Source organism: Pseudomonas crudilactis (assembly GCF_013433315.1).
In the GTDB taxonomy this organism is placed as follows: domain Bacteria; phylum Pseudomonadota; class Gammaproteobacteria; order Pseudomonadales; family Pseudomonadaceae; genus Aquipseudomonas; species Aquipseudomonas crudilactis.
In genome coordinates, this window is sequence record NZ_WXVV01000006.1 from 67,148 (window position 1) to 80,227 (window position 13,080).

General features: G+C 58.1%; 16 protein-coding genes. 10 read left to right on the forward strand and 6 right to left on the reverse strand.

Translation table 11 applies throughout. The features are described 5' to 3' along the window. Nucleotides 1-9 precede the first annotated feature (9 nt). Entirely contained in the window at nucleotides 10-318 is a 309-nt protein-coding gene (locus tag GTU76_RS08410; protein ID WP_016985464.1) for a hypothetical protein, read from the forward strand. A 59-nt stretch (nucleotides 319-377) separates the two neighbouring features. Here the strand turns inward: GTU76_RS08410 and GTU76_RS08415 are convergent, their stop codons facing one another. Then, on the reverse strand, nucleotides 378-1,604 hold the full coding sequence (locus tag GTU76_RS08415) for a molybdopterin molybdotransferase MoeA (RefSeq protein WP_016985465.1): 1,227 nt from the start codon (nucleotides 1,602-1,604) through the stop codon (nucleotides 378-380). Beyond that, complete coding sequence (gene moaB, locus GTU76_RS08420; protein WP_016985466.1) at nucleotides 1,588-2,127, reverse strand: molybdenum cofactor biosynthesis protein B; 540 nt, start codon at nucleotides 2,125-2,127, stop codon at nucleotides 1,588-1,590. Before moaB ends, GTU76_RS08415 begins: the two co-directional genes overlap by 17 nt. A gap of 81 nt (nucleotides 2,128-2,208) precedes the next feature. Here moaB and mobA point away from each other — a divergent pair, with 81 nt between their 5' ends. Beyond that, nucleotides 2,209-2,811: a molybdenum cofactor guanylyltransferase MobA gene (mobA, locus tag GTU76_RS08425; protein WP_180698424.1), complete on the forward strand. Its 603-nt coding sequence runs from the start codon at nucleotides 2,209-2,211 to the stop codon at nucleotides 2,809-2,811. A 78-nt stretch (nucleotides 2,812-2,889) separates the two neighbouring features. Further along, nucleotides 2,890-3,111: a YgdI/YgdR family lipoprotein gene (locus GTU76_RS08430; protein ID WP_007908660.1), complete on the forward strand. Its 222-nt coding sequence runs from the start codon at nucleotides 2,890-2,892 to the stop codon at nucleotides 3,109-3,111. Nucleotides 3,112-3,191: 80 nt separating this feature from the next. Here the strand turns inward: GTU76_RS08430 and GTU76_RS08435 are convergent, their stop codons facing one another. From GTU76_RS08435 to GTU76_RS08445, 3 genes are all read right to left on the reverse strand, one after another. Next, nucleotides 3,192-4,082, reverse strand: coding sequence for a pseudouridine synthase (locus tag GTU76_RS08435; RefSeq protein ID WP_180698425.1), 891 nt, complete (start codon nucleotides 4,080-4,082; stop codon nucleotides 3,192-3,194). Nucleotides 4,083-4,152: 70 nt separating this feature from the next. Then, nucleotides 4,153-4,470: a transcriptional regulator gene (locus GTU76_RS08440; protein ID WP_016985469.1), complete on the reverse strand. Its 318-nt coding sequence runs from the start codon at nucleotides 4,468-4,470 to the stop codon at nucleotides 4,153-4,155. A gap of 112 nt (nucleotides 4,471-4,582) precedes the next feature. Further along, nucleotides 4,583-4,819: a glutaredoxin family protein gene (locus tag GTU76_RS08445; RefSeq protein WP_016985470.1), complete on the reverse strand. Its 237-nt coding sequence runs from the start codon at nucleotides 4,817-4,819 to the stop codon at nucleotides 4,583-4,585. A gap of 208 nt (nucleotides 4,820-5,027) precedes the next feature. Here GTU76_RS08445 and GTU76_RS08450 point away from each other — a divergent pair, with 208 nt between their 5' ends. After that, the gene (locus tag GTU76_RS08450) at nucleotides 5,028-6,740 is read left to right on the forward strand and encodes a monovalent cation:proton antiporter-2 (CPA2) family protein (RefSeq protein WP_180698426.1); all 1,713 of its coding nucleotides are present in this window, start codon (nucleotides 5,028-5,030) and stop codon (nucleotides 6,738-6,740) included. Here GTU76_RS08450 and GTU76_RS08455 read toward each other — a convergent pair. After that, entirely contained in the window at nucleotides 6,737-7,945 is a 1,209-nt protein-coding gene (locus tag GTU76_RS08455; protein WP_180698427.1) for an ammonium transporter, read from the reverse strand. The genes GTU76_RS08450 and GTU76_RS08455 overlap by 4 nt on opposite strands. Nucleotides 7,946-8,286: 341 nt before the next feature. Between GTU76_RS08455 and GTU76_RS08460 the strand changes: the two genes are divergently transcribed. From GTU76_RS08460 to GTU76_RS08485, 6 genes are all read left to right on the forward strand, one after another. Continuing rightward, nucleotides 8,287-8,601, forward strand: a complete 315-nt coding sequence (locus GTU76_RS08460) for an ElaB/YgaM/YqjD family protein (RefSeq protein ID WP_016985473.1) — start codon at nucleotides 8,287-8,289, stop codon at nucleotides 8,599-8,601. Between the two features lie 2 nt (nucleotides 8,602-8,603). After that, nucleotides 8,604-8,990, forward strand: a complete 387-nt coding sequence (locus tag GTU76_RS08465) for a phage holin family protein (RefSeq protein ID WP_016985474.1) — start codon at nucleotides 8,604-8,606, stop codon at nucleotides 8,988-8,990. Continuing rightward, on the forward strand, nucleotides 8,987-9,325 hold the full coding sequence (locus GTU76_RS08470; protein WP_016985475.1) for a hypothetical protein: 339 nt from the start codon (nucleotides 8,987-8,989) through the stop codon (nucleotides 9,323-9,325). The genes GTU76_RS08465 and GTU76_RS08470 overlap by 4 nt, the downstream gene beginning before the upstream one ends. Before the next feature lie 124 nt (nucleotides 9,326-9,449). Beyond that, on the forward strand, nucleotides 9,450-10,613 hold the full coding sequence (locus tag GTU76_RS08475; RefSeq protein ID WP_016985476.1) for an EAL domain-containing protein: 1,164 nt from the start codon (nucleotides 9,450-9,452) through the stop codon (nucleotides 10,611-10,613). Nucleotides 10,614-10,729: 116 nt separating this feature from the next. Beyond that, the gene (locus tag GTU76_RS08480) at nucleotides 10,730-12,058 is read left to right on the forward strand and encodes a deoxyguanosinetriphosphate triphosphohydrolase (protein ID WP_016985477.1); all 1,329 of its coding nucleotides are present in this window, start codon (nucleotides 10,730-10,732) and stop codon (nucleotides 12,056-12,058) included. Nucleotides 12,059-12,451: 393 nt separating this feature from the next. Further along, nucleotides 12,452-13,078 (forward strand): response regulator transcription factor, encoded by a 627-nt coding sequence (locus GTU76_RS08485; RefSeq protein WP_016985478.1) that lies wholly within the window; start codon nucleotides 12,452-12,454, stop codon nucleotides 13,076-13,078. Nucleotides 13,079-13,080 lie beyond the last annotated feature (2 nt).

Sequence of the window (13,080 nt, forward strand, 5' to 3'; positions counted from 1 at the left end):
GATGTTTTTATGCCAAGCCATGAAGCCAGAATTCCAGTGAACCCGGTCGCCCCTCTCGGCGAAAGTCGCGCGAATCAAAAGCCCAATTTCAAAAACAGCGCCAAGACCACCGGAGAAGTTCATATGGAACCTCGTGTGACCGAACTCGAAACCCATTTGAAATACATTCGACGGGACATGGACGAAGTCCGCAGTGACGTCAGAACAATCAAACACCGCCTGGCCTACTCCGCAGGCGCGACCGCGGTAGTGCTGGGTCTGTTGGGTTGGGTGGCGAATAGCCGATTCGACCAGCTTGTCACACTGGTCAGCAGCTGACCGAATTGCACACGCAGGTGTCGGCTGAGTCGTCCGACACCTGCACACGCACAACGGGATCAGCCGAGAAGGTCACTCAGCGGAATAAATGCGACCTGGTCTCCTTCGCTCAGCGTGCGGCCCTCCAGGACCTCTACCAGACCGTCCGCCCAGGCTGCGCTGCGTAGCACACCGGAACTCTGATTGCGGTAGACAATCGCTCGCCCTTGCTCGAGACGTCCTCGCAGGTATTCACGGCGATTGCCCGCAACGGGCCAGGCAAAGCCCGCCGGCACCGGGAATTTCAGAGGCTCGACGCCCTGCACACCCTGACGACGCAACAGATAAGGCCGAGCCAGCAGCGCAAAGGTCACCAACGTAGATGCCGGGTTGCCCGGCAAGCCGATGACCGGCACATTGCGAAAATGTCCGAATGTCAGCGGTTTCCCGGGTTTGATGGCCAACTTCCAAAGGGCCAGCTCGCCCTCTTCCCGTAAGGCTATGCCGAGAAAATCAGCTTCACCCACCGATACACCACCCGTGGAAAGTATCAGGTCAACATCCTGCAGATCCGTCAAACGGGCACGAGTCAAGGACAGATCGTCCGGGAGAATTCCGGCATCGATCACTTCACAGCCCAAACGTTGTAACCAGCTGCACAGAACCACGCGATTGCTGTTGTATATCTGCCCAGGTCCCAGCGGCTGACCCGGCTCGACCAATTCGTCGCCGGTGGAAATCACCGCCACTCGAACCTTGCGTACCACCTTCACACCAGCGCAACCCAATGACGCGCAGAGGCCTTGCTCGATAGGACCGAGCCGGGTGCCAGCCGTCAGGATCAACTCGCCTGCGGTTGTTTCCTGGCCTTGCGGGCGAATGTTCTGCCCGACTGTCATCCGTTCAACGAAGCGCACGCAGCCATCGGCCTGAACCTCAGCGTTTTCCTGCATTTCTACACAATCGGCACCCGCTGGAACCGGTGCACCGGTGAAGATCCGCACACAAGTTCCAGGCTGCAAGGGTTCAGGAAATTGTCCGGCAAATACCTTTTGACTGACCGGCAGTGGGGTGCCCGTCCAGTCCGCCAGATTCAGGGCATAACCATCCATGGCACTATTGGGCCAGGGCGGTAGATCCAGGGTTGAAACCAGATCTTCGGCCAGCACTCGACCCTCGACCCGAGCCAGCGGCAAAAACTCATGCTCGACGATGGGCGAGGCCTCGGCCATTTCCAGCAGGCGCGCCAGCGCTACCTCGACCGGCATCAACGAGCCCGTTTTGCCCGTTTTACCCGCGCGATTCACAAGGTGCCGCCTGTTTCAAATGAGGTACGAAATTGCATGGTCGATGGCGGGCGTCCAGTTGCTCACCAAGAATGCCATCCCATCCTGTACGCACAGCATTGGTCGAACCTGGCAGGCAGCAAACCAGCGTGCCATTGGCCAGACCGGCCAGCGCTCGGGATTGCACGGTCGAGGTACCGATATCAGCCACAGATATCTGCCGGAACAACTCGCCGAAACCATCCACTTGCTTGTCGAGCAGGCACGCCACGGCTTCCGGCGTGCTGTCGCGACCAGTAAAACCGGTGCCACCGGTGATCAGCACAACTTGCACAACATCGTCGGCGATCCAGCTGGCAACTTGCGCGCGAATTTTATAGAGGTCATCTTTAAGCAGAACCCGCTCCGCCAGATAGTGACCGGCGGCTGCCAAGCGGTCGACGAAGACTTGGCCTGAGGTGTCGGTTTCCAGGGTTCGGGTATCACTGACAGTCAGCACCGCAATATTAAGCGGCACGAAAGGTACATCAGCCTTGGCTTTCATAGGCTCGTCCAGTTGTAGGAGAAACAGCCCGGTGTTATATCACAGCGCCCCATTTCTTTGCCGCCCCTCTGGAGAGCTGCCATGACTGTGAATTCGCAACTGCCGCCCTGCTCCATTCTGCTTCTGGCGGGCGGGCGCGGCCAACGTATGGGCGGTCAGGACAAGGGGCTGGTGCAGTGGCAGGGTGAACCGTTGATCGCGCACTTGCAGCGCCAGACTCGTCCGCTGACCGATGACTTGATCATCTCCTGCAATCGGAATCGCGAGCGTTATGCACCGTTTGCAGATCAACTGGTGGGGGATGACGAAGAAGATTTTCCGGGCCCCTTGGCTGGTATCCGCGCAGGCCTGAAAGCCGCGCGTCACTCCCACTTGCTGGTACTGCCCTGCGATGTCCCGAGGATCGATGCCACGTTGCTGCAGGACATGCGCGAAACCGCCAATCTGAATCCTGAAAAACCTTTAATGTTGCGCCATGACGGGCATTGGGAACCTCTGCTCTGCGTGATTCCGGTAGCCCTGTTGCCGGCCTTTGAGGCAGCGTGGATTGCTGGGGAGCGCAGCCCCGGGCGGGTAATGCGCAGTCTCGGCGCCACCGCGTTGCAATGTCCCGATAATGACCCGCGACTGGCCAACCTCAACACCCCCGAACTGTTAAATGCGCACAACACTGTGTCAGACTGACACCATTCAAGGAACTCTCACGCCTTGTATACGTCTCAAGCTCAGTAACCAAAAGAATTCCCATTCGGAGACACACCCATGACTCAACGGACCCTCGCCACTTTCATGCTCGCACTGGGCCTTGCCACCCTCGCCGGTTGCTCGTCGCCTACAGTGATCACCTTGAATGACGGTCGCGAAATCCAGGCCGTCGACACCCCGAAATACGATGACGATTCGGGCTTCTACGAGTTCAAACAGCTGGACGGCAAAGAAACTCGCATCAACAAGGATCAGGTTCGTACCGTTAAAGAGCTGTAAGCTCTGGGTCGATACCGGATACAGAAAAGCCCGCATTGATTGCGGGCTTTTTCATGGGCGCTCGAAAAACGGCTTCGACGTCACCATTGCAACGTGATCCGGCTCTCGAACTCGCGCTCTGCGCCGGTAACCGGATCAATGAACCGCAACCCCTGCGCCAGCAGTTTCAGCGGATTGGCGTAGTCGTCCTCGACATCCTTCAACACATCCGGATAAAACGGATCGTTGCAGATGCTCGCGCCCAACGCCGTCATGTGGACACGTAGTTGATGTTTTTTTCCCGTCACCGGAAACAAGCCGTAGCGCCACAGATCGCCATGTTTTTCCCGAACCTCCACCGCCGTTTCGGTATTGCTGGCACCGGCACCTTCCTGCATGCGGAAAAACGGTTCGCCATCCACCAGGCGGCTCTTGTGCACCAAAGGGAACTTCAGATCTGGCAGCGCCGGGGCGATGGCTTCATAGCGCTTGTCGATCTGCCGCGTGGGAAACAACGACTGATAGGCTGATCGGGTTTGCGGATTGGCTGAGAAAATCACCAGTCCCGCCGTATGCCGGTCGATGCGGTGCAGAGGCACCAGGTGCGGATTGTCCAGGCGACGAATCAGCCTGCGCAACAAGGTTTGCTCAACGTATTCGCCGGCAGGCGTGACCGGCAGAAAATGCGGTTTGTCAGCCACTACCAGATGTTCGTCGGCATACAGGATCGACTCGACCACCGGGATCGGCTTCTCGTCCGGCACTTCACGAAAATAGTGAATCCGCAGACCTTCCTTGTAAGGCAAGTCCACCGGGATCGGCTGGCCATGGCCGTCCAGTACGCGTCCCCGAGCGATCCGGTCCAGCCATTGTTCGCGGTCAATGGCGCTGAAATGCTCGCACAGGCAATCGAGTACGGTCCGCCATTTACCGGGCGGCAGATAAAGTGTGCTCGCCTGATTCTGAGCAGCAGAGAATGTAGATGTGGACATACGGAAATCGAACCCTCAATGCAGGCCGGCATTATCCAGCAGTGAGGGAAACGAACCTAGCGCAGAATGTTCAGGCCGGGATTGTTTTCAGCGCTGCGGCATCGGTGAATTCCTTGAGCCAGCGCAACACATCAACTGCATCCCAGCGTCCCGGATCGTACAAGGCGTAAAGCAAACCCTGATAACCGACCACATCCAGCTGCTTGTGGTAACCGGCACGCTGAAACAAGGCCTCGATCTCGGCAAAGCAGGTGTTGAAGTGCAGTTTGTTGAAGGGCGTCTTGCCTTCCGTGACCAGCCCGTCCAGGCGCAATTCGAGAACGGCCTCGCGCACCACGTCAACCGACATCCGGTTCACGCTGTTCTTCAACTGTTCGACATTGACCACGGTTCATCCCTCTGACGCATTTACTGTATGAACATACAGTAACCGAACAAGGCGCAAAATGCCAAGAAATGGATGGCAGCGGCGACCGGCGGAATGAACGAGAAAATGCGGATCAACGCAGAAATGCAACGACTTCATCAGCGCTGAATGGCCAGCCCAGCTCAGCCCCGGTGTCGACACGACGCAGCACCGGAATTCTCAGGCTGTAAGCCGCATACCAAGCCTCATCCTCAGCAATATCGACCAATTCAACCAGCAGGCCATGCTCGACAAGAGGCATCAGTTCGGCCTCGGCGACTTCACACAAATGGCATCCAAGGGTGCCGAACAGCTGACATTCAGGAGGCATGATTGCTCAACCAAAAAATGAGTGGGCCTATTCTAGGCCGCACCTGAAAACCCGTCGAGCCACCGCCGCCCAAAGGCTCCAGCGTCCCGACAAAGGTTCACAGGCAAAACCCTGACGCAAATCAGTCCGCAGAAAAACCAATTACGCGATCCTCCCGGACTTTTTGCCTCTACGCTTGAAAAGCCTGAATCTGACATCGGAGTGTCCAGTGTTCGCCAATCTGTTGATCATCCTCGCCTCGTCCCTTGTGGTGATTGCCCTGTTCCGTCGCCTGCGGTTGCCACCGGTTCTGGGTTATCTGTGCGTAGGATTGCTGGTCGGACCGAGTGCGTTCGACTGGGTCAACGAGAGCGAACACTTGCCCGACGTCGCGGAGTTGGGGGTGGTGTTTCTGTTGTTTTCACTGGGTCTGGAGTTCTCCCTGTCGAAGATGATCGCGCTGCGCCAGGTCGTGTTCCGTCTAGGCAGTCAGCAAGTGCTGGTCAGCACCGCGCTGCTCGGGCTGCTATTGATGCTGTTGGGCATGCCGATCACACCGGCGCTGTTGCTCGGCGCCGGGCTTTCGCTGTCATCAACGGCGATTGTGACCAAAGAGTTGGGCAGTCTTGGCGAGGTGTTCAGCAGCCACGGCCAGAATGCCGTTGGTGTTTTACTGTTTCAGGACGTTGTCGCGGTATTGCTGCTGACATTGGTGCCCGTGTTCGCCGGCAGCAGCGAGCAAGCCTGGTACTGGGCGCTACCGCTGACGCTGGTGAAAACCGTTGTGCTGTTTGTCGGGCTGCTACTGGCCAGTCGCTGGATACTGCCGAGGTTGTTCCATGAAGTGGCGGCGTCACGCTCGGCAGAATTGTTCGTGCTGCTGGCACTGGTGATTGTGTTGTTGACCGCCTGGCTGACTCACCTGCTGGGCCTGTCCCCCGCCCTCGGTGCATTTCTGGCGGGGATGTTGCTCGGTGAAAGCCACTATCGTCACCAGATCGAGGCTGACATCCGGCCATTTCGCGACATCCTTCTAGGTGTGTTTTTCGTCAGCATCGGCATGCTGATCGACCTGCAACTGTTCGTCAGTCACAGCCTGCTGATTATCGGGCTTACCGTCGGTTTGATGGTGATCAAGGGCATCGTCGTCGCCTTGTTGGTGAAGTGGCGCGGCAGTGACAGCGAAACAGCGTGGCGCAGTGGTCTGGCGTTGGCCCAGGGAGGCGAGTTCTGCTTTGCACTGATGGCACAGATGCAACAAAACAGCATCATGCCCGAAGGGCTTGGCAACCTTCTGCTCGCGGCGACGTTCTGCTCGATGCTGCTGACGCCATTGTTGTTGCGCGCAGCACCACGCATCGCTGCAGTGCTGCACCGCAAACCCAATCAAGAGGCACAGATCGAAGAAATCAGCGCGCTCAACGCCGACCTCAACCAGCACGTGGTGATTTGCGGCTACGGCCGGGTCGGCCAATCCATCGGTCGTTTCATGCGCAATGCCAAACAGCCTTATATCGCGCTGGACAATGACCCGGTCCGGGTACAGGAAGCCGCCAGTGGGGAAAGTGACGTGCATTACGGCGACTCGTCGCGCGGCGATCTGCTGACCGCCGTTGGCCTGCTGCGCGCACGACTCTGTGTGATTGCCGTGGATCAAACCGACGTCGCCCTGCGCATCCTCAGGGAAGCACGCCGTCTCAATGATCAGGTACCGATTCTGGTGCGCACCCGCGACGACAGCCAACTGGCGGAGCTCAAAGCCGCAGGCGCCACCGAAGTGGTGCCAGAGCTATTGGAATCCAGCCTGATGCTTGGCTCTCACGCCTTGATCATGCTCGGGTTGCCGGCGCGTCAGGTTCAGGAAAAAGTCGATCAGGTGCGAAGTGACCGTTATCGCCTGCTCCACGGTTTCTACCGCGGAGCCGACGATGAGGAGACCTAATCCTGGCTCACTGCGCCGATCTTGTGCAGCGACAGGTCCGCGCCGTAATACTCTTGTTCCTGACTCAGGCGCAGCCCATGCAGCGCCTTGATCACACCATATACGACGAAGCCACCGATCAGCGCCACAGCGACGCCGAGCGCGGTGCCGATCAACTGGCTGATCAAGCTGACGCCGCCAATACCGCCAAGCGCAGTCTGGCCGAAGATCCCGCAGGCAATCCCGCCCCAAACACCGCACAGGCCGTGCAGCGGCCAAACACCCAATACGTCATCAATGCGCCATTTAACCTGCGCGGCGGTAAAGCACCAGACAAACAGCGCGCCAGCGATCGCGCCGGTCACCAGCGCACCGACCGGATGCATCAGATCGGATCCGGCACAGACCGCCACCAGACCGGCCAACGGGCCGTTGTGCAGAAAGCCCGGGTCATTGCGCCCGACGAGCAGCGCCGCCATGGTGCCTCCGACCATCGCCATCAACGAATTGACCGCTACCAGACCACTGACACCTTGCAGCGTCTGCGCGCTCATCACGTTGAAGCCGAACCAGCCGACAATCAAAATCCACGAGCCGAGCGCCAGAAAGGGAATGCTCGACGGTGCGAACGCCACCAGGCGGCCGTCGCGATAACGACCATTGCGCGGCCCCAGCAGCAACACCGCTGCCAGCGCCAGCCAACCGCCCATGGCGTGCACCACCACGGAACCGGCGAAATCATGGAAAGCTGCACCGAACTGCGCCGTCAGCCACGCTTGCAGACCGTAGTTGCCGTTCCAGATCATGCCTTCGAAGAACGGATAGATGAATGCGACGATCAACGCCGTGGCGCACAACTGCGGCACAAAACGCGCGCGCTCGGCGATACCGCCGGAAATGATCGCCGGGATCGCGGCGGCAAAGGTCAGCAGGAAGAAAAACTTCACCAGTCCATAACCGTGATCGGCACTCAGCACCGCCGCTGGCTGCATGAAGGTCACACCATAGGAGATCCAATAGCCTATAAAGAAATAGGCCAGGGTCGAGACGGCGAAATCACTGAGAATCTTCGACAGCGCATTGACCTGGTTTTTCTGGCGGACGGTACCGACCTCCAGAAAGGCGAAACCGGCGTGCATCGCCAGTACCATCACTGCACCGATCAGAATGAACAGGGTATTGGAGCTGTGAACCAGCGTGTCCACAGCGCTTTGCAGATTTTCCATAAGCAGGCAGACCTAAAGGCGAAAAAGGCACCAAAGCGGTTCATGCGCACATTTCATGCACCAAGTTGCGCCCGCGCAGTCAGGGAACCGGATGTCCGGCGAACTGCTTTGGCGCACAAGGTCGATGTCCTGACACGAACCGGCATTGTTTGGGATAAGGTTTCTCAAGGCGCACGCCCGGCAACAGCGCACAACCGCAGGACGACGCACCACGACACAGCAAAAGTTGTACCAGTCATTTGTACTGAACCTTCGCGCAAGGCTCATACTCGAACGAGTACTGAACCTTCGCGCAAGGCTCATACTCGAACGCTTCAGACGTCACTTACGGAGATCCACCCATGGCCAGCATCAAGGCAAAGACTGCTCAAGAAATCCTGATGAACGACTTCCAGACTTTGGTCGCCGACACCGAACGGTTGCTCGAGCACACCGCCACCCTGGCCGGCGATCAGGCTGATGAGCTGCGCGAGCAGATTCACGACAGTCTGCTGCGCGCCCGCGAAACCCTGAAACTGACCGAAGACACCCTGCGTGAACGTGGTCAGGCAGCGGTGACCGCCACTGAAGATTACGTCTCGGCCAACCCTTGGCAGGCCGTCGGCATTGCTGCTGGTGTCGGCTTCCTGATCGGCCTGCTGGCTACTCGGCGCTGATTATGTCGATCGGTGAATCCGGCCCGACTGCGGGCACCGCCTCTTCCACGCGACGCCTGGGCGCCGCCGTTCTGGGTCTGCTGCACAGCCATGTCGAGTTGTTCGGCATCGAATTGCAGGAGCAGAAATCCCGGACCGTCAGCCTGTTGCTGTTTGCAGGTCTGGCCTTGGTCTTTGCCCTGTTGCTGCTGGTGGGTTTATCGACCTTGGTCATGATCGTGTTCTGGGACACTTATCGCCTGGCCGCAATCATCGGCCTGTGCGTTTTCTATACCTTGGCCTCGATCTTCTGCGGACTGCGCCTCAAGGCTGCAATCTTCGATGAGTCCTCGCCTTTCCACGGCACGCTCGAAGAGCTGGCCAACGACCGGGAGCGCCTGCTGCCATGAGCCTGCCTGAACTGCCACACAACAGCTCTCGCCGGGAAATGCGCAAGGCGCTGATCCGCCTGCGCATGGAAATGCATCGACAGGAAATTCGCCATGAAGCCGGGCAAGTCCTGCAACCACTGCAACGCATGCGCGGCATGACGCAAAACTTGCAGGGCGGTCTGGGGATCAAGCACGCGCCGTTATGGGGTGTGGCGGCTGTGACGCTGCTGGGTTTCATCACCGGCAAAGGCGCCAAAAGCGGCGGCGTTGGTGGTTTGACCCGATTGGTTCGTCTTGGCACCAGTCTCGGGCCGCTGATCAAAATGGTCATGCAAAACTCCGGCAAACGCTGAATTACGGCATCTGGCTACATTCTTGCAACCTTCTCGGGATGGACCTCTTTGACCAAGAGGTTCAATCCTGAACGCCTATCCGGTCGACAGGTTCAACCAGAACAAGAACGACTAAGGAGGCTCCGTGATCGACGGGCAACCGCTCGCCTGCTTTCAACCCTTCATCGATACCGCCACCGGCCGGATTGCCGGCGTCGAAGCACTGGGCCGGCTGCGCCAGGCCGATGGACAACTGGTGTCGGTCGGGCCGCTGTTCGCCGACCCGCGCACTCCGGCCATCGCCTTGCGCCGTCTCGACCGACAGATCCGCGACAATGCTTTGAGCCGCCTGCATGAAGCGCCCTCGGACTGGTTTCTCAGCCTCAACATGTCGCCGCGCTGGATCAGCCGCTTGCGCCCCGAACAAGCGCTGCCAAGTCTCAAGCAAATCGCGCGACACCTTGTCGATCCGCAGCGCATCGTATTCGAGATCACTGAACTGGGCGGCAACGGCCAACGTCTGGCCGAAGTGGTCGCGCGTTATCGCGAGGCAGGGGCACGAATCGCCATTGATGATTTTGGTGCGGGCTATTCACAACTGGATCGGGTGCTGGCGCTGCAACCGGACATTCTCAAACTCGACATGCGCCTGTTTCAGGCCGCCGCACTCGGTGGGCCGAGCAGTGATGTGGTCAAGGCGTTGGCGCAGATGGCCGAAAAGACCGGTTGCTGGATTATCGCTGAAGGCGTCGAGACCGAGGCACAGTTGAATTTCGCTCTGGAGTGCGGATCGCGTTACGTGCAGGGTTTTCTCTTCGCTCGGGCGCAGGAAGCTTTTTACCCCACAGACGCTTTTGTGCAACGCTTCGCCGAACTGCGTCAACGCTATGTCCGGCAAAAACTGGCAGAACGGGCCCGCTTGATGCAAATGCGTCAGCAACTGGGCGAATTGATGACCATTCTGCAGAACTGGGCGCAAGCCCACGCACCGCTGAGCGCATTGCCCCAGCTGGACGCCTTTCCATGGCTGCTGCGGTTCTATCAATGCGACCGTCACGGCACGCAACTGACACCTAATCTGGAATGGCGGCACAGTGGCTGGATCGCCGACAATCGCTATCTGGGGCACAACTGGTCATGGCGTCCGTACTTCTATCATTTACTCGCTGAAGGCTGGGAGGAGCGGCGCCTGACGCTGTCCAACACCTACCGCGATGCAACCAGCAACCAGTATTGCCTGACGGCCGGGCAGTTCTTCGACAATGGCGAACGTCTGCTGCTGATCGACATTGATGCTGCAGGGCTGTAGTTGCGCTTGCAGGCTCAGAGCCGAACCGGGAAGCTAGGGCTAGCGTTGCCATTAAGTTTCCACACCACAGCGGGGAAACTTTTTGGCCCCCAGTCACCTGTCGGAGAGAATCAGCCTTGGATTGGCAAACCCTGCTCAACCGCGAACGTCTCGGAAAGCCCCTGCACAGCCCGCAAGAACTTGGCCGCAGTCCTTTTCACAAAGACCATGACCGCATCATCTTCTCCGGCGCCTTTCGGCGTCTGGGTCGAAAAACCCAAGTGCACCCGGTCACCAGTAACGACCACATTCACACACGCCTGACCCACTCGCTGGAGGTCAGTTGTGTCGGCCGTTCGCTGGGTATGCGCGTCGGCGAAACACTGCGCAGTGCCCTGCCACAATGGTGCGACCCCAGCGATCTGGGCATGGTGGTGCAATCGGCATGTCTGGCCCACGACATCGGCAACCCGCCGTTCGGTCACTCCGGCGAAGATGCCATTCGCCACTGGTTCCAACAGGCGGCCGGACGAGGCTGGCTGGACGGCATGAGCGAAGCCGAGCGCGGCGACTTCCTCAATTTCGAAGGCAACGCACAAGGCTTTCGCGTGCTCACTCAGCTTGAGTACCATCAGTTCGACGGCGGCACCCGCCTGACCTACGCCACCCTCGGCACCTATCTGAAATACCCGTGGACAGCCCGTCACGCCGACTCCCTGGGTTACAAGAAACACAAGTTCGGCTGTTATCAGAGCGAACTGCCGCTGCTGGAGCAAATCGCTCAAAAGCTGGGCCTGCCACAACTGGAAGAGCAACGCTGGGCGCGCCATCCGCTGGTCTACCTGATGGAGGCGGCGGATGACATCTGCTACGCCTTGATCGACCTGGAAGACGGTCTTGAGATGGAGCTGCTGGAGTACGCTGAGGTCGAATCGCTGTTACTCGGATTGGTGGGCGATGATCTGCCGGAAACCTATCGTCAGCTCGGCCCGCAGGATTCACGACGACGCAAGCTCGCAATCCTGCGTGGCAAGGCCATCGAACATTTGACCAACGCGGCGGCGCGGGCGTTTGTCGAGCAACAGGACGCACTGCTCGCCGGCACGCTGCACGGCGATCTGGTCGAGCACATGCATGGCCCGGCCAAGCGCTGTGTGCTGAACGCCAAGGACATTGCCCGCAAGAAAATCTTTCAGGACAAACGCAAGACCCTGCACGAAATCGGTGCCTACACGACGCTGGAGATTCTCCTCAACTCGTTCTGCGGCGCCGCGCTGGAGCAACACAACGGTCGCACGCCATCGTTCAAGAGTCGGCGCATCCTCGACTTGCTCGGCAATAACGCACCGGATCCGCAGGGTTCTTTGCATACGTCGTTTTTGCGCATGATCGATTTCATCGCCGGCATGACCGACAGCTACGCAAGCGACATGGCGCTGGAGATGACCGGTCGTTCCAGTCACTGATCCGAACGCATTCAACCCGTCGATAGCGTCGGCCGGTTGAATGCACAGTGATCACTTCCTTGACCGGGGAAGCCGCATTGACACTCGTCTATTTCGAATAATTTTGTAGCGGGATGCAGCGGCGAAAAGTACAAACAACAAGCAACTGTCCTTAGCATTTAAACATTGAACAAAAATCCATTTACAGCCAGTACTTGCAAAACATTCACGACGAACTATAAGCCGATGCAAACCCTGCCCTTCCTTACGTCACACCTAGTTTGATCGTAGTCCCTTTCCTCATTAACTGTAGGAACAATCCGATAACACGACTGGAGCCAGGTCAGCTCATACGTGCGCTCATTCAACTGAGCTAAGGTGCGCGCTTTATTCGTGCTTGTATGGGATTTGATTATGAACTCCGTTTTTATTGTCGACGATCACCCGGTCATCCGTCTCGCCGTTCGAATGCTGCTGGAACATGAAGGCTACAAGGTCGTCGGCGAAACCGACAACGGGGTCGATGCCATGCAAATGGTGCGCGAGTGCATGCCGGACCTGATCATTCTCGACATCAGCATTCCCAAACTCGATGGCCTGGAGGTTCTTGCCCGTTTCAACGCCATGAGTTCGCCGCTCAAAACCCTCGTGCTGACTGCCCAATGTCCGACGTTATTCGGTATTCGTTGCATGCAGTCCGGTGCTTCCGGGTATGTCTGTAAACAGGAAGACTTGAGCGAACTGGTCAGTGCGATAAAAGCGGTGCTGTCCGGTTACAACTATTTCCCCAGCCAGGCGTTGAATCCGGTTCGCAGCGACGATATCCGTTATGCGGAACTGGAACTTTTCAAATCCGTCAATGATCGCGAATTAATGGTTTTGCAGTTATTTGCCCAAGGCCGTACCAACAAGGAAATAGCCAAGGGCATGTTTCTCAGCAATAAAACGGTCAGTACCTATAAAAAACGCCTGATGCAAAAACTCAAAGCCAAATCCCTTGTAGAACTTATCGAGATGGCCAAACGCAACGCACTCGTGTGAGA